Origin of the sequence: Shewanella woodyi ATCC 51908, from assembly GCF_000019525.1 — a bacterium.
In the GTDB taxonomy this organism is placed as follows: domain Bacteria; phylum Pseudomonadota; class Gammaproteobacteria; order Enterobacterales; family Shewanellaceae; genus Shewanella; species Shewanella woodyi.
This window is the reverse complement of sequence record NC_010506.1, coordinates 5,239,353-5,255,739: the sequence shown is the minus strand read 5'-3', so window position 1 is coordinate 5,255,739 and position 16,387 is coordinate 5,239,353. Positions and strand designations below refer to the sequence as shown.

Here is a 16,387-nt window from a genome sequence, read left to right as displayed (position 1 = left end):
ATCGGTTAGTTCAAATTTGGGACAAAGTTAATCATTTTGGGTATAATCGCCGGCTTAATATCAGGTAGGTGAGTTGAAATTTGAACGCGTCGGTGAGTGCAGAAAGAGAATATTTGGTTGAACTGAAGGCGATGCCTTCTCTGTTTTCCCTATATAGAAAGATCTTTTTTGATCGTAAGCCTGGTTGGGACAATCAAGCCCTGCCACAGATCCAAGTTAATACTCAAGGCGTGACATTATCTGCTAAAAAAGTGAGTGATTATGCCTCGGTGTGTGGGTTTCAATTTGATGGCAAGTCACTACCATTGACCTACCTGTATGTGATGGCATTTCGCCTTCATGCGGTTATATTTACCCATAAAGCGATCACCTTCCCCCTATTAGGAATGATCCATCTCAAAAACAGTATTACTCAACATAGACAGCTAAATGTCGATGAAATATTCGATCTTGAGTGCGCTTTGATTGGCAGTCAGCTTACCGATGCAGGGCTTGAGTTTGAATTGGTCTCCAGAGCTAGAGTTGATGGTGAGCTAGTCTGGGAGTCGCTTTCTACGTATCTGTATCGTGTTGAGAGTACGACACGCCGTGTGCGTCCACCTAAAGCGAATGCCATGGCGTGGGAGTCGCCAGAGTCTTGGTCTTTAGCTGACGACCTTGGGCGTAAATACGCTAAAGCATCTGGTGATTACAATTTGATCCATCTGCATCCATTTCTATCTAAGCGATTTGGTTTTGAACGTGTGCTGGCCCACGGCATGTGGTCTAAGGCGCGTTGTATTGCCCAGATGATGCCACAAATTGGTGAACGTCCCTGCAAGGTTGATGTGGCTTTTAAGTTGCCATTATTTATGCCTGCTGATGTTAGCTTTGCAGTAGAAAATAGCGAAGATCAATTAGTGTTTGAGCTGCGTGATGCTCGTGGTCGCAGGCCGCACCTTTCTGGCCAGATAAGCTTTCTATAAAGAACAGATAATCGCTAGTGTAATTGAGAGGGCGCCGATGGCGCCCTTTTTCATTTGTATTAATCAGTATTAGGGCACGCTATGGCCAGTTGATGCTTCCCAAATACTGAACCACTCCTGCTTATCTAGTTTGATCTGTTTCGATTTTACTGCACTCTGTATCCGTTGTAGTTTACCACTTCCGATAATAGGTTTAGGTTTAGAGGGGAGCGCAGCTACCCAAGCGTAGATGATCTGACTGATATCTTGAGTTTGATGATTATCAGCAACACGGTGGAGTATTTCTCTTAACCTGACAGCCTGAGCATTTTGACCTGTAATTATCTCTCCTCCCCCCAAACAGGACCAGGCCATAGGTGCGATCTTATATTGCTGACATTGATCTAAAGTTCCGTCATGTAGACTTGCCATATTCGCTGGCGATATTTCAACTTGATTGGTTACGAGCTGAATACCTAGTGGAGTTAACCTAGATTGCAACAGCTCGAATTGTGCTGTGCTAAAGTTAGATACACCAAAATTCAGTACCTTACCTGACTGTTGCAGGTGCTTGAAAGCGTGGGCAACATCATCTGCATTCATTAAGGGGTCGGGGCGGTGAATTAACAGAAGATCTAAGTGATCCGTATTGAGTCTAGTTAGTGAATTTTCCACTGAATTTAAAAGGTGCTCTCTGCTGGTATCATAGTGGTTAACATAACGTTCGGGTGTCGAGTCAAACGCAGGCTTAATGCCACATTTACTGATTAGCTGTAGTTTTGAGCGTAAGCTAGGTTTGAGCGATAGAGCTTCACCAAAAAGAGCCTCACACTGCATCTGGCCGTAGATGTCTGCATGATCCATGGTCGTAACACCCAGCTCCAAGTATTGCTCAATTAATGCCAATCTTTGTTGTATAGAGTAATCCCAACTCGCTAATCTCCAAAAACCTGCGATAAAGTCTGACATCTGAAATTGGTTACTCATTATTACTCCTGCCCGTGATTCCTGTGAGTTTGATAGGATATTGATAATATATTGATTCGTATTAGATCACATTTTTTTGATTTAGATTTATAAAAGTCTAATTAAGCATCATAAATGGATTTTAGCTATTCTTCTTCTCCTTAGGATCGCCTAATATTCGACGCAATTAAAAATATAATTCCCTACTCTTCTCTATTTAAAGGAGCCAAAGAATGCTCACGGATATTGAAATTTCTCGTCAAGCTACACCTCAACCTATTAGTGATATTGCCAAGAAATTTGGTATTAAAAAGGATGAGTTATCTCAGTTTGGTGATGCTAAAGCTAAAGTAAAGATCTCTATATTGGACCGTGTTAAGGACAATGTAGAGGGGAAGTTAGTGATAGTCACTGCCGTAACGCCAACTCCATTTGGTGAAGGTAAAACTGTCACGAGTATAGGTTTGACCCAAGGGCTAAATGCCATTGGTAGAAAAACCTGTGCTTGTATACGTCAGCCCAGTATGGGGCCTGTTTTTGGCATCAAAGGTGGTGCTGCCGGAGGCGGTTACTCTCAAGTTATCCCAATGGAAGAGATGAACCTCCACCTCACTGGAGATATTCATGCCGTTAGCAGTGCACATAATTTAGCGGCCGCGGCTGTTGATGCAAGACTGTTTCATGAATCAAGGTTGTCGGCTGATGAGTATACCCTGCAGTCGGGAAGCGCCCCTTTAAATATTGACCCTGAGCAGATCCTTTGGCGTCGGGTAGTTGATCATAATGAACGTAGTTTACGTAACATTACTGTTGGCCTTGGTGATATCAATGGTCCCGTTCATGCCTCTGGTTTTGATATTACCGCTGCATCTGAGTTAATGGCTATTTTGGCGCTCAGTCATGACTTAAAGGATATGCGTAAACGTATTGGCCGTTTAGTGTTAGCGCTAGATAAACATGCTCAGCCTATCACAGCAGAGATGATAGGGGTTGCAGGTGCCATGACGGTGATTATGAGCAATGCCATCGAGCCAACTTTAATGCAAACTTTGACAGGGGATCCCTGCTTAATTCATGCTGGGCCCTTTGCCAATATCGCTCATGGTAATTCATCGATTATTGCAGACCGAATTGCGCTCAAATTTGCAGACTTTGTGGTGACAGAGGGAGGCTTTGGCTCAGATATGGGCTTTGAGAAGTTCTGTAATATCAAAGTGAGAGAGTCAGGAAAGGCGCCAGATGCAGCGGTTTTAGTTGTGACTTTAAAAGCATTAAAAGCAAACTCGGGCCTTGAGTCTAAGCAGGATATTAACTTGCCTGATCAAGCTCGTTTAGAAGCTGGATTCCTTAATCTTAAATGGCACATGGATAATGTCAGTCAATATGGGGTTCCTGTCGTGGTTGCGCTTAATCGTTTTCCTAGTGACACCCAAGAGGAGCTTGAGTGGCTGAAGAGGGAGGTGATGTTAGCTGGTGCTTTTGGTTGTGAGATTAGTGATGCCTTTAGTTTAGGCGCTAACGGAGCCGAAGCTTTGGCTCATAAAGTTGTTGAAGCAACCGAGCAAGATTCTGATTTCCGCCTGCTCTACTCAAGTGATGCAAGTATTGAAGCAAAACTGCTTACTATTGCTGAGTCTGGATATGGTGCGAGGGGAGTCGTTTTATCCGATGAAGCTAAAGCGCAGCTGGAACAGATAAAAGCCATGGGGCTTGATAATCTGGCGGTGTGTATTGCTAAGACGCCACTTTCAATTAGCCATGACCCACTGCTAAAAGGTGTGCCTCAAGGGTTTGAGCTGCCTATTGCCCAGTTAAAGATAAATGCAGGTGCGGGGTTCATTACCGCTTTAGTTGGTAAGGTGATGACGATGCCTGGCTTAGGGGTTAAACCTGGTTATCTTAACATCGACATTAATGAGCAGGACGAGATTGTCGGCTTAGCTTAACAGCGTTTGAAATTTACCGTTTAAAAAAGGGGCCGGATATCAGATCCGGCCCCTTTTTATACTGATTGGTATCAGTTAGCTTAAGTCGCTAGACTTATACGCTCTCTTGATAGATATGAATATCGCGCTGAGGGAATGGAATACTGATATTCTCGGCATCGAAACGCATCTTCACTGTGCGTGTGATATCCCAGTAAACATCCCAGTAATCTTCTGGCTTAGCCCATGGGCGAACAACGAAATCAACAGAAGACTCACCTAGAGTATGTAGCTTAATCGTAGGCTCTGGTGTTTTAAGAACCTTAGGATGTGCCATGATGATCTCTTTCAGTACTTTCTCTGTCTTCTCGATATCATCGCTATAGCCAATACCAAAGGTCATATCCACACGTCTTTGATGCTCGACTGTGATGTTGTTGATGGTATCACCCCAAATCTTGTTATTTGGAATGATCAGTCTCTGGTTATCCAGTGTCTTAATCGTGGTAGACACTAGGCTCATATGGCTGACTTTACCTGTAACACCTGCTGCATTGATCAGATCGCCAACATCATAAGGACGGTAAACCAAGATCATCATGCCAGATGCAAAGTTAGACAGGGTATCTTGCAGTGCAAAACCGATAATCACACCGGCCACACCGAAACCTGCTAGCAGGGGTGCTAATTCGATTCCCAATTGAGACAGGGCGATTAAGACACCTAAAGTGAAGGTTGCCTTGCCTGAGAGTGAGATAAAGAACTCTTGAAGCAGCACGCTAAACTTAAGCTTTGAGTTGCTAACAGCTTTTCTGACTAACTTCTGAACGGCTTTACCTATCAAAGAGGCTGCCACTAAGATCAGAACAAAAATAAACAACTTAAAAACGATCCCTGGACCATTTTCTATTAAGTAGTTTTGTGCTGATGTAAGCCACTGCTCGAATAAGCTACTGGCAACATCGATATTAAGCACATCTTGAGTAATATCTCCTGAACTCTTAAATAGGGTCTCCTTCATGTCCGCTGTATCTTGGCCTAAGATATCGAGAAGATGGATAGCAACACCTAAGCTTGAGCTAGCGTAAGATAAGCGCTCTTTGAGCTCTGTGACGTTGAGTGTTTGCTCTGCAGTCACATCTTTACCAGCTAAACTGACCTCTTTAACAGCTTGCTTTAGCTTATCTTGGGTATATTGAACAAAGCTATTGAAGCCGTCTGCTCGAGCGATAAGGTTCTTGGTCAGTTGCGCTGTTTGGTCACCAGTATTTAGGCCTAAAGTCTTCGCCCAGCCAAGTACGTCTAGGTAAGCTTGTAACTGTTGATCACGCTCAGCTTCCAACATCGAAAGTTGCATCATGATCTTGTTATCATCGCCCTTACCAAGTTGCCCTTGAAGAGTCGCAATCTTAGTCTTGAAGTAGTTGTCGACCTTACCGATAAAGATAAGGTGACTCTTAATGATTGGGCTAAGCATCTCTTTATTAAGATCAGGCTCTGCCATCAGCTCTTTAAGCTTTTCATGAAGCAGTTCGGTGTTCTGCTTAATTTTATACTCAGTAAAGTTGGTGAGTTCACCGTGTGTTTTGCTGAGTAGTGCGACATCATGCTGAATAGAGGTTTGTAGCGATGTCAGTTCACTGGATGTATCTGCTTGAGCCGGTAAGCTACTAAGCCCTACGATAGCAAGCATTATCAAGGCGATTATGCGATGCATAAATAAATTCCTAAAACAAAAATTTTCGCTATTTTATCCCCACTTCAGCTTAGTGTAAATTCCCTTATTCAATAGGGGTTATTAGCAAAATGTATAAATAATTTTTCTTTTGAATATTCTGTTAAACTTCACGCTTATTCCGCAAGTTCCTAAAGAGAGTCAAGCTGTGTTGTGTGCCCATTGTAGTCAATTTTTTGGTGTGAATGCTGTTAAAAATCAGCGTGGTAAAGGCTTTGGTGCACAACTCCAATGTCCCCATTGTGATGCTTGGCTAGGTAAGAGCCCTCTGCTGTCTCGGTTTAAGATGTTAGGTTTTTATCTTGCCGTTGTGGCACTGGGCTATGGCTATTTTACGCCTGAGATGCGTAATTTAACCACGCCGATAGCAATTTTAGCTGTGATGGTCTTATTGGTTAGCCATATGATGGATCATTTAAAAGTGGTCGAAGCACCTGAGAAACTTGATATTGATGATAGTGAGCATAGGCAAAAATATCGTTAGCATAGGAGCAAGGGTTATGCCTCTAAACTATTGAAGGAGATGAGTGCATTTATCTTTAGCGAATTTAAATCAATCTCAATGGTCTACCTTGGTAGCCCAGCGACTTAACTGAAAGCGCCTAGCTTAATGACATTTATATTATGTAATATTAAGCTCAATATCGGCGCTCTCTGACCTGACTATCTGAAAAGTATCTTATCGCTTATTCGATAACCTGAACTTGCGCTTCAAGTGCCATATCTACGTAGTAGATCCCACCGCCAATCGCGATGAAGAAAAGCGTTGTCCAAATGATCATTTTGCCGTTTTCACGTAGGAACTCTAACATTTTACATTACTCCATCTAGGTTGAGTGGTTAAACCATAGGTATGAATTGGTGGACGCTATGTGTTAATTTTAGTCATCTGTCCTTAAGTCAGTATTAATTTAAAAGAGAAATAAAGTGACCTTAGTCCTGTTTATATCAGGGTTATCAGCTAAATTTAATGGTAAATGCGAACTATTTTTATTATAGGTGTAACTTGACTTAGGTTAGCGTTTGTATCAAATTGAACGCGTTTTTGTTTAGTTTTAGTGTTGATGGTGTTTTTTATGGTCAAAAGTAGTGTTAGACGAGGTATAGCAATATGGCTTTCAGCCCTATTGATCTGCCTGTCGTTTGCCGCTTCTGCTCATAGTGTTGAACATATCAATGATGGTGGCGCACAGAATCACTGTACGCTCTGTTTTCATAAACATCAGCTAAACAAACTACTCCCTACTCACCATTTTGGCCTGGCTGTGAGTCTTCAAACCTTTGAAGTGAGCCTAGTTAATTTCGATGAAAAGCCTTCTCAACATACCAGCTTTTTCAACAGCCGCGCGCCTCCAGTACCAGCTTAATATCAATTTTCAGTGAATTTAGATCTGCTCTATTTCTGTTTGCCTATGGCTGACTTAGAAAAGAGAGTCATTCTGTAGATGAGTGACTGTGCTCGGCAATCCTATTATCTGGAGTGCTAGCTGGGCGTATCTAATATTCTCTGGCCAGATTGATATCAATTACATGATTTAGAACTATCGATTAACTATTTTAAGTTTTTGATCTTATTCACTGTTCCAAAGAGAACAGAGAATGGCTGTATTTTGGAGAAACAAATGAGAGTTACTAATTTTCGCGTATCACACGTGGCTGCTGCCTGTGCACTAATTTCTACTTCAGCTTTTGCTGAAAATCCGACACTGACAAACCCAGCGATTAGTGCCGTACTTGACGGTTACTATCAAAATACCGAGCGCCCTATGGCAGAGCGTGTTGAAGGTTTTGGTTTAGGGCATACCGAGTTAGCCCTGAGCGCCAATGTCGATGATATGTTTTACGGTAAGTTAACCGCCGTTGTTGAGATACATGAAGGTGAAACTGAGCTAGGAATTGAAGAAGCCTTTATTCAAACTCTGGCTATGCCTGGTGGATTCTCCATTCGTGCAGGTCGTTTCCTTTCCGATGTGGGTTATCTGAACAATCAGCACGTACACACAGATGCATTTTCTGACAGACCCGCGGCGTATCGCGCCTTCTTAGGCAGCCACTATTTTGATGATGGTGTTCGTTTTAATTATGTTGCACCGACAGATCTCTATTGGGCGATGGGAGTCGAGGCATTTAAAGGTGATAGCATGCGCGCCGCCGATGAACATAACGAGCGTGAGTATGAGGAGCTAGGTGTTTACACTGCTTATACTAAGTTCGGTGGTGATATTGGGGCCAATGGTTCTTGGCAGGCTGGATTGAGTTATATGCGTAATGAAAATGGACGCATGACTGCAGCCGAGGAGCATGATGGTCATGAAGAGGAAGAGAGTGAACATGACCATGGTCATGAACATAGCCATAGCGCCCAGTATACAGGTGAAAATACCTATATAGCTGATTTTGTTTATAAATGGGCACCTAATGGTAACTATAAATATCAACACCTTACGCTAAGTGGTGAGTATTTTAAGGTCACTGATTTTACGCCACTGGAGGAGCATGGCCACGATGAGCCCGATCACGAGCATGAAGTGGGGCAAGGTGTTGATGATCAACAAGGTTGGTATTTAAGTGGGGTATACCAGTTCTCACCTAATTGGTCTGCGGGTCTACGTTATGGTGAAGTGGAAACTCAAGAGATGCATGGTGATCACTTTCATGCTCAAAAGCTGAAAGAGACTGAAGCTAGCTTAGCTTGGCATCACAGCCACTTCTCTACAGTTCGTCTGCAGTATACTAACCAGAAAGGCACTAACTTTGACGGAATCGAAGATGATAACGTCATCACTCTTCAATATGTTATGACTCTGGGGGCTCACGGTGCGCATCAATTCTAATCTAGCTAAAGTAGCTGCGCTTGCGCTCACCTTAGGCTATACGAGTCTAGCGAGTGCCGAGCTGAATATTTTTGCCTGTGAACCTGAATATGCTGCTTTGGCGAAAGAGTTAGCACCGGATGCTAAGATCTATTCGGCCACGACGGCGATGCAAGATCCCCATCAGGTTCAGGCAAGACCGAGTTTAATTGCTAAGATGCGACAGGCCGATCTTGCTATCTGTGCCGGTGCAGATCTGGAGGTTGGTTGGTTGCCCATGTTGCAGATGAAGTCATCTAATGCCAAGGTGAGATCGACGGATCAAGGGTTATTTTTTGCCGCTGATCATATCGATGCTTTAGATAAATTGGCATCAGTAGATCGCAGCATGGGAGATGTTCATGCCCAGGGAAACCCGCATCTTCACTTCTCTCCACTGAGAGTTTTAAAGGTCGCTGAAGCCTTGAGTCAGAAGCTTATCTCCCTCGACCCTGACTCCAAAGCACAATATCAATCCGCTTTACGTGAGTTTAGCGCTAAATGGAATCAAGCTATCCCTCAATGGGAAGCGAAAGCTGCACGATTAAAGGGTAAGAAAGTTATCGCTTACCACTCTAACTTTCGATATCTATTTAACTGGATTGGTATCGAGCAAGTTGGAGATCTGGAGCCTAAGCCTGGCTTACCACCTAGCAGTAGTCACCTTGCAAGCTTACTTAAACGTACCGAAGTTGGTGATGTGATGGCGATTATTGTTGCCTCTTATCAGAGCGAGCGAGGCGCAGAGTGGCTGGGGGAGCGTGCTAATCTACCTGTGGTTGTTTTACCTATGTCAGTTGGTGGCAACAGCCAGAGTCAAGACCTGTTCAGTCTATATGACAGTGTCATTGATCTGCTGTTAAATTTAAAACAGTAAGCCCTTAGCGTAGATCTCGGCGCTATCTAGGGCCGAGATTGACTCTACTTACTTTATGAGTATTTATTATGTTTGATACTGACTTACTCTCAATCCTATTCCCCGCCTTTGTTGCGGGGATTTTGGTTTTGTCTACCCATGTGGTGCTTGGTCAGCAAGTGTTGAAACGTGGCATTATCTTTATCGATCTGGCTATCGCTCAAGTTGCAGCTTTAGGTGCAATTGTGGCTCACCTTAACCACGATATTGAACATTTGCCCTATTCTCACGTGTGGATGCCTGCACTATTTGCCCTTGCTGGCGCTGGATTTATCGCTTGGTTGTCGAAGCGAATGGCTGATGAGTTAGAAGCAATTATTGGCTGTTTCTATGTGTTAGCGGCTGTGGGTGCGATGTTATTGCTCTCAAATGATCCCCATGGAGCGGAGATGTTGAAGCAACTGATGTCGGGTCAGATCCTCTGGGTTAACTGGTCTCAACTTATACTGCCAGCGAGTGTTTCTGCCTGTATTTTACTGCTTATCTCCATTAAACCTGCTCTGCTAGATGGGCGTGGTTTCTATATCATGTTTGCTTTAGTGATCACTCTTTCTGTTGAGTTAGTCGGGGTCTATTTAGTCTTTAGTACTTTGATTTTGCCAGCTTTGGCAGTGAATAAATACCACGCTAGATTCAAGTTACCTGCCGCTTATGCTGTCGGACTTGTTGGCTATATCTCAGGTTTAGTGCTGTCTGCGAGTTTCGATCTTCCCAGTGGGGCGGCAATTGTTGCCACTTTGGCGATAAGTACGATTCTGTTTAGACTCGTTTTGGGTAGGAAAGCGCAGCCACAGAAAAGAGACCAAGAAAAATTAATCCGGAATTAAACCAAGGTTAATATTGATCGACTACACTCCCTAGTGCTTGACCATGCTGATGGGTAATAAACGTTCAGGCTACAAGTGTAAAAACATTTTATTGAGTCGTATCATCTTGCTGGCTATACTGTCGCCATTGGTACCGAGGGAGTGAGTTGTGCTTTTAATCCTTAGATCGTTAGTTTTAGCAGTTATGTTACTGCTAGCATTTGTTTTTGGTGGTCTTTTTTGTTTAATTAGGCCAAGACATCGTGACAATGTACACATGTTCGCTAAAATTTTCTCCTACGCCGCACCTGTGTTAGGCATTAAGGTTATTGTACGTAAAGCAAACGTAGCGACAACTGAGCCTTGTGTGTTTTTGGCAAACCATCAAAATAATTTTGATATGTTTACCCACACAGCAGCAGTGCCTAAAGGAACTGTGAGTTTAGGCAAGAAGAGTTTGGCTTGGGTTCCATTTTTTGGTCAAATCTACTGGTTGTCAGGTAATATCCTTATTGACAGAAAGAACCGTAGTAGAGCCTTTGAAACTATGGCGCAAACCGCCAAAAAGATTAAAGACAAGTGTCTCTCTATCTGGATCTTCCCCGAAGGCACTCGCTCTCGTGGTAAAGGTCTGCTGCCATTCAAGTCAGGGGCTTTTCACACTGCTATAGAAGCTGGTGTGGCTATGGTGCCTGTATTGGCATCTAATCAAGGTCATATTAAGCTAAATCGCTGGAATAATGGCGTGGTGATTATTGAGATGATGGAGCCCATTGAAACAAAGGGGTTAGCTAAATCTCAGGTGAAAGAGTTATCCAAGCGTATCCATTCAATGATGTCGACTCGGTTAACTCAGCTGGATCAGGAAGCCTCCGCCTTAATGGCTAAGTAGTCCAGTTCAGTTTAGTGATAAAGCCTCCATTTTATGGGGGCTTTTTTGTGTCTGTACTTGCTAATGCAAGCTTGAAGTGGTTTATCTTGGGTGTATAATCCCTGCAGATTTTTTTATTGGGAGTTATCTATGTCAATTGATCGTTTACTTAAGGCGCAGAAGCAGGAAAATCAGGAGATAGTAAGCGCTATCTTAGGTGATGGTTCTCACCCTGATGCTGAGTACACAATTGAACATCACTTCTCATCGAACAACTTTGATCGCTTAGAAAAAGCGGCTGTCGATGCATTTAAGGCAGGGTTTGAAGTGAGTGATGCTGAAGAGATGGAACTTGAAGATGGCTCAGTTATCTACTGTTTCGATGCTATCGCTAATCATCTGTTAGATGTTGAACTTCTGGATAAGGCATGTGAGTCATTGTTGTTACTTGCCGCTAAGCAGAAGGTGGATTATGACGGATGGGGTACCTATTTTATCGATGAAGATGGGATGGAGATCCGTGAAGATGACTTTGAAGACGATGATGATGGCTTCGAAGAACAGGTCAAAAGACCTCTTCACTAAAACAGATTGAATTATAAATAAAAATGCCCATCTTGATGGGCATTTTTATTGGGAGTCAATGGTAGATAAAGTTATTTCTGCTTATAGATAACGCATTTATTTCGGCCTGTATCCTTGGCGGTATAGAGGGCTTCATCGGCACAATTAAGCCACTGGCCGCTGTTCTCTAACTCATCTTGAATATCGCATATTCCGATGCTGACCGTGACATTAATGGTTTGATCTTCATAGACGAGCGCGGTCTCCTCTATCTTCTTCCTCAGTCGTTCTGCAAATTGAAGTGCATCTGTTGCTGAAGTTTTAGCAAGTACCACAGAGAACTCTTCACCACCGTAACGGCCAGCACAATCGGTTTCTCGTAAAGATTGCTTTAGGAGATGAGAGATATGTTGAATCACTTTATCGCCAATAGTATGGCCATAGTTGTCATTTACTTTCTTAAAGTCATCGATATCAAACATAACTAAGCTGGTTTCATCGCCGTATCGAGCATGCCTGTCAAACTCTCTCTGCATGCACTGTTGCCAATGACGACGATTATGCAGCTGGGTGAGTCCATCGGTCTGACTTAAGTACTCTAAACGCTCATTGGCGCCCTTGAGCTGCAATCTATTGATAGCCACATCGGTAACATCATAGACGATCATACTGATATGGGTGATCTGACCCGTCAGTGATGAGAGTGGGAGCAGGGTGACATTTTGGTACATGAAGTCTGCTCGGCCTGTGATAGGGCGGTAGTTCTTAAACTTAAAGATGTATGGACGCTGCTCCCAGCTAATAAAGGCTCGGTTTTTAAGAAGAAATACCGATTCCATCTTCTGTTTTAGCCAAGTGGATGGGAGATCGTCGAACTGTTCGAACAGGTTTTTATCTTTAATGGAGTTAGGAGAGACGCCGCTGTGGTTCTCCATAAATCCGTTCCAAAGCTGGATATTAAAGTTCTTATCAAGGACGACTAAGCCGACCTCAATGGTCTGAACCATATCGATCAGCCAGTGGAGTTCGTTCATTGCGCTTTGGTCATGTGACATAAACTAATCCAACTTATTCTAACAGGTAGCCGAGCTTAAAATTAAGCGTCGGTAGTGAGTCTTCAGTAAACAGTAGGAGAAGATCGCACTGAATATCATGATCTTCAATTCGATAGTTTATCTCCATCGCCAATGTTCTAGACCACTTTTCTGAATTATCATGGATAAGATCGTTTACGGTGCAGTGACGACCTAGTACAACAGGGTGACTCTGACTGAACTTCATATGCAGCTGTTCAGAGATGCCGTTGAGGAAAGCGCCGATCAATACATTGCCTGTATCTATCATCACCTCCATCTCAGTGTTTGTATCTTCTGGGTTCGCCAGTCCCATGAGCTTTGCCATGTCTTTAAATGAGGAGTCATGGAATAGCAGCAGTGCTTCTCCCGCGATGCCTGCACCAATAAAGCCCTGACACAGAGCAGAGACTTTACTGTGCTCCTCTGTGGCTTTTAGCGTCATAGTGAGCTCGCTCACTTCGAGAACATTCACATTGGGGATGGGGAGTAGAACGAAAACATCAAGTAGTTTGGCGAGCAGATCGGCAGCGCGTCCCATCGCCACATTAGCGATCTCTTGGCAGGCATCACGTAGATCAACCTTGATCATTGGACTATCAGCAACGCCTTCACCTAGGGCTATGGTTAAGATCCCATACTCTTGAAGAATATTACTGATGGCATCGGCACTGACAGGTTTTTGAATAAAGTCTAAAGCACCTAGTGCTTTAACTCTTTCATGTGCCTTGATCTGAATGTCGCCAGAGACAACGATAACGAGGGCTGGGAGATCTTCTCTTTGAATGATCTCTAAAACTTCATAGCCATCCATAACAGGCATGTTGAGATCGAGAAAGACCACTTCGCCTTTACCGGCTTTAATTGCTTCGATCCCCTCTGCACCATTGTTAGCAAAGGTAATATCGACCTCCCACTCTTTAGGGAGTGTTCTGGCCATCTGCTTTCTGGCAAGCGCTGAATCATCACATATGAGTACTGGGATTGGCATTTTTCTATTAACATCCTAATCTGCCCATATATTCAAAGATAACACTTATTAGTGAACTCGCCCGTTCAATCGATGAAAAATATTGCAGTTTTTGTTTTTGTTTTTAGAGTTCAATCTAAGTGAAATCTTATAAATCTCTTCTCATTAACGTCGCTGTTATTTTATTTTTATGGACAAAAAATTTGAAAAGACAAGTATTTTGTCATTTTCGATCTCACTATTGTCTATCACCATGACCGGAAAGGCTTAATTATAATGTCATTTTTTTGACGATAGTCAAACTTTCTTTGTATGTTATCTCTATTAGTTAAATATGCCAAATATGTTAATCTTGCTTCTGGACTGACCAGTGTTAATAGGGAGAGTGTGATGAGCCGGGAGTTTGTAAAAATAGTCAGAGAGCAGGGAGTTGCGTACGTTACCTTGACTCGCCCTGACAAATATAATGCAATTAATTATCAGATGTTTAAAGAGATAGACGGTGTTATCTCTGAGCTGAAAAAAGATCGTACGGTTAAGTTAGTCATTTTATCAGGCGCCGAGGGTAACTTCAGTTCGGGACTTGATGTAAAAAGCGTAATGAACTCCCCCTTACAAGCTGTTGGGTTACTCTTTAAGTGGTTACCAGGTAATGCCAATCTTGCTCAAAGGGTCTCTTGTGGTTGGCGGGCGTTGCCAATACCTGTGATTGCTGTTATTGAGGGCTGCTGCTTTGGTGGTGGGATGCAGATTGCACTTGGTGCAGATATCAGGCTTGTGTCTCCCGAGGCTAAACTTTCGATTATGGAAGCCAAATGGGGGCTGGTTCCTGATATGGCGGGATTAATATCACTGAGGGAGTTAGTAGGTAAAGACAGAGCTATGTTACTGACCATGACGGCTAAGGTCCTGTCAGCGCAGGAATCCCTTGAAGTCGGCTTAGTGACAGAGGTTGCTCAATCGCCTATGGCAAGAGCCAAAGAGTTAGCCGAAGAGATTATTTGTACCTCTCCCGATGCCAATGCCGCCATTAAGATGAGTATTAACAAGAGCTGGACTGCCAGTGTCAGGCGGCTTTTGTCTCGGGAGTCAATCAGTCAGATTCGGCTGCTTATGGGGAAAAATAGAGTCATTGCTGCTAAGCGAAACAGCCAAGATGCAAAGGGAGTTGAACCTAAGTCTGAGTACCTAATTCGCCAATCTGGCTGGTGAATATTCATTACCTAACTGAATTAACACCGCTTTGGTAGTGAGCTAGATCACACTCTTTTTGTTTGATTATGGTCAAAGAGATAATAGTGATTAAGATCGGCTCAATTTTACTCTGTCATGGATTGTTTTACTTATGAGAAACCTTTTTGAGCGCGTGCTATGGAGCAGCCGACTCTCAGTTATGCTAGGCGTGTTAGCCTGTATTGTCGCTGCATTTGTCATCTTTATCATGGGCTTAAAAGATGTGATTCATATGCTGGATCTTATCTGGAGTTATATTCTAACTGGTAGCCATGAGGTAAGAAACGATCTGATTATGGTGGTGGTTGAGATCTTAGATACCTTCCTACTTGGAGCGGTATTATTGATTTTTGCCTTTGGCCTCTATGAACTTTTTATCAACAATTTAGAAGTTGCAGAGAAGAGCAAGGCTGCCGGGAAGATCTTGGTTATCAGCAGTATCGATTCTCTTAAGAGTAAACTCGGTAAAGTGATCTTGATGATGCTGATCATCAAACTGTTCTCCTATTTTATCGAGATGAAGCCCCAAAGCATGCTAGAACTTCTCTATATGGGAGTGATTATCGTGCTTGTGGCTTTAGCCTTGATGCTCACTAAAGATAAAAAGTAATCGTAGTAGTTGGTTGAGATTATGGGTAAGCTTTATTGATACGGTGGGCGAAGGCCTCTATTAGATCTAAACAGGTTTGCCAGGCGCCAGCCTGATTCAGGTTAAGCTGCATCAGTTGTTGACTATAGCGATAGGGCTCATTGTGAGGGGAGAGTAACCGGCGCTCAGTCACGGTCTCTTGAGACGCATAATGACCATCTGAAGACTGAATATCCAGTATTGGAATATCCAGTTCAGCCAGCTGTTTAGGTAGCGCCATATTTTCTGTTTTAGTGCTCATAAAGGGATTGATGAGCACTAATATGTCAGGTTTAGGCAGCTTACTCTTACTCAGCATTGAGATAACAAATCCGGCTCCTTGATCTGTGGTGATAAGAATTCGCTTACCTTGGTAGGGGGAGCCTATCTCATCGAGCTTATTCATTGTATTGACAATAAACTCCTCCTGCTTTTCTCTGATCTTGACCCACTGCTCCTTCGAGTATTGAGGTACCCGCTCACTACCATCCTTGTCATTGTTTCCCTCACCCGCTTTTGATACCTCTTCAGGAGAGGTGGCAAAGTTAGGTGTGGATACCTTGTTGGGTGGCGTAATAGCGATACTGGCCCAGCCTGTATGGGGGAGCTCACGTCTTAAGAAAGCCTGTAATCCCGCTGAATCGGCTGTCATTCCAGGGTTGGAGAAGATGATGGCAGCACCTAGCTTCTTTTTCCCCATCCAACTGCGTACCAAAACCTCTGATTTCTGTTGACCCACATCGATAGAGATCACCTCCTCACTTGGAAGGTAGCTGTACTTTGAGTTGCTTGAGTTAGGTTCAGCAGCCAAGCCTGTGCTGCTTACTGCAAAGGTAAGAGCGCCTATAGATAAAACATACCTAAAGAGGAGACTGAGGGCGTGGCTTAGATTCATCGAAAAGCT

17 protein-coding genes are annotated in these 16,387 nt (G+C 43.3%); 11 read left to right on the top strand and 6 right to left on the bottom strand.

Annotated elements, in window-relative coordinates:
* The first annotated feature begins 131 nt into the window (after window positions 1-131).
* Window positions 132-965, top strand: a complete 834-nt coding sequence (locus SWOO_RS22250; RefSeq protein ID WP_041418359.1) for a MaoC/PaaZ C-terminal domain-containing protein — start codon at window positions 132-134, stop codon at window positions 963-965.
* 69 nt (window positions 966-1,034) lie between these two features.
* Here the strand turns inward: SWOO_RS22250 and SWOO_RS22245 are convergent, their stop codons facing one another.
* On the bottom strand, window positions 1,035-1,931 hold the full coding sequence (locus SWOO_RS22245; RefSeq protein ID WP_012326919.1) for an aldo/keto reductase: 897 nt from the start codon (window positions 1,929-1,931) through the stop codon (window positions 1,035-1,037).
* Window positions 1,932-2,143: 212 nt separating this feature from the next.
* Here SWOO_RS22245 and SWOO_RS22240 point away from each other — a divergent pair, with 212 nt between their 5' ends.
* A complete protein-coding gene (locus tag SWOO_RS22240) occupies window positions 2,144-3,856 on the top strand; it encodes a formate--tetrahydrofolate ligase (protein ID WP_012326918.1) in 1,713 nt (570 codons plus the stop codon).
* 94 nt (window positions 3,857-3,950) lie between these two features.
* Here SWOO_RS22240 and SWOO_RS22235 read toward each other — a convergent pair whose 3' ends face one another.
* Window positions 3,951-5,552 carry a mechanosensitive ion channel family protein gene (locus SWOO_RS22235; protein ID WP_012326917.1) on the bottom strand — a complete coding sequence of 534 codons (1,602 nt, stop codon included), beginning with the start codon at window positions 5,550-5,552 and terminating at the stop codon, window positions 3,951-3,953.
* Between the two features lie 166 nt (window positions 5,553-5,718).
* Between SWOO_RS22235 and SWOO_RS22230 the strand changes: the two genes are divergently transcribed.
* Entirely contained in the window at window positions 5,719-6,054 is a 336-nt protein-coding gene (locus SWOO_RS22230; RefSeq protein ID WP_041418358.1) for a hypothetical protein, read from the top strand.
* A 202-nt stretch (window positions 6,055-6,256) separates the two neighbouring features.
* Here SWOO_RS22230 and SWOO_RS26410 read toward each other — a convergent pair whose 3' ends face one another.
* Window positions 6,257-6,382 carry a hypothetical protein gene (locus tag SWOO_RS26410; protein ID WP_012326915.1) on the bottom strand — a complete coding sequence of 42 codons (126 nt, stop codon included), beginning with the start codon at window positions 6,380-6,382 and terminating at the stop codon, window positions 6,257-6,259.
* Window positions 6,383-6,646: 264 nt separating this feature from the next.
* Here SWOO_RS26410 and SWOO_RS22225 point away from each other — a divergent pair, with 264 nt between their 5' ends.
* The 6 genes from SWOO_RS22225 to rraB all read left to right on the top strand — a co-directional run bounded on the left by SWOO_RS22225 (window position 6,647) and on the right by rraB (window position 11,600).
* On the top strand, window positions 6,647-6,937 hold the full coding sequence (locus SWOO_RS22225; protein ID WP_012326914.1) for a hypothetical protein: 291 nt from the start codon (window positions 6,647-6,649) through the stop codon (window positions 6,935-6,937).
* Window positions 6,938-7,192: 255 nt separating this feature from the next.
* Window positions 7,193-8,404 carry a hypothetical protein gene (locus SWOO_RS22220; protein WP_012326913.1) on the top strand — a complete coding sequence of 404 codons (1,212 nt, stop codon included), beginning with the start codon at window positions 7,193-7,195 and terminating at the stop codon, window positions 8,402-8,404.
* On the top strand, window positions 8,388-9,299 hold the full coding sequence (locus SWOO_RS22215; protein ID WP_012326912.1) for a metal ABC transporter solute-binding protein, Zn/Mn family: 912 nt from the start codon (window positions 8,388-8,390) through the stop codon (window positions 9,297-9,299). The genes SWOO_RS22220 and SWOO_RS22215 overlap by 17 nt, the downstream gene beginning before the upstream one ends.
* 68 nt (window positions 9,300-9,367) lie before the next feature.
* On the top strand, window positions 9,368-10,165 hold the full coding sequence (locus SWOO_RS22210) for a metal ABC transporter permease (protein ID WP_012326911.1): 798 nt from the start codon (window positions 9,368-9,370) through the stop codon (window positions 10,163-10,165).
* A 148-nt stretch (window positions 10,166-10,313) separates the two neighbouring features.
* Complete coding sequence (locus SWOO_RS22205) at window positions 10,314-11,036, top strand: 1-acylglycerol-3-phosphate O-acyltransferase (protein WP_012326910.1); 723 nt, start codon at window positions 10,314-10,316, stop codon at window positions 11,034-11,036.
* A 129-nt stretch (window positions 11,037-11,165) separates the two neighbouring features.
* On the top strand, window positions 11,166-11,600 hold the full coding sequence (gene rraB, locus SWOO_RS22200) for a ribonuclease E inhibitor RraB (RefSeq protein ID WP_012326909.1): 435 nt from the start codon (window positions 11,166-11,168) through the stop codon (window positions 11,598-11,600).
* A gap of 71 nt (window positions 11,601-11,671) precedes the next feature.
* Here rraB and SWOO_RS22195 read toward each other — a convergent pair whose 3' ends face one another.
* On the bottom strand, window positions 11,672-12,634 hold the full coding sequence (locus SWOO_RS22195) for a sensor domain-containing diguanylate cyclase (protein WP_012326908.1): 963 nt from the start codon (window positions 12,632-12,634) through the stop codon (window positions 11,672-11,674).
* 13 nt (window positions 12,635-12,647) lie between these two features.
* Complete coding sequence (locus tag SWOO_RS22190; protein ID WP_012326907.1) at window positions 12,648-13,643, bottom strand: response regulator; 996 nt, start codon at window positions 13,641-13,643, stop codon at window positions 12,648-12,650.
* Between the two features lie 369 nt (window positions 13,644-14,012).
* On the opposite strand from SWOO_RS22190, the gene SWOO_RS22185 reads away from it, so the two are divergent.
* Both SWOO_RS22185 and SWOO_RS22180 read left to right on the top strand, forming a co-directional pair.
* Window positions 14,013-14,834 carry a crotonase/enoyl-CoA hydratase family protein gene (locus SWOO_RS22185; protein WP_041417832.1) on the top strand — a complete coding sequence of 274 codons (822 nt, stop codon included), beginning with the start codon at window positions 14,013-14,015 and terminating at the stop codon, window positions 14,832-14,834.
* A gap of 133 nt (window positions 14,835-14,967) precedes the next feature.
* Entirely contained in the window at window positions 14,968-15,465 is a 498-nt protein-coding gene (locus SWOO_RS22180) for a YqhA family protein (RefSeq protein ID WP_012326905.1), read from the top strand.
* 19 nt (window positions 15,466-15,484) lie between these two features.
* Here the strand turns inward: SWOO_RS22180 and SWOO_RS22175 are convergent, their stop codons facing one another.
* Complete coding sequence (locus SWOO_RS22175; RefSeq protein WP_012326904.1) at window positions 15,485-16,378, bottom strand: DUF3530 family protein; 894 nt, start codon at window positions 16,376-16,378, stop codon at window positions 15,485-15,487.
* Window positions 16,379-16,387 lie beyond the last annotated feature (9 nt).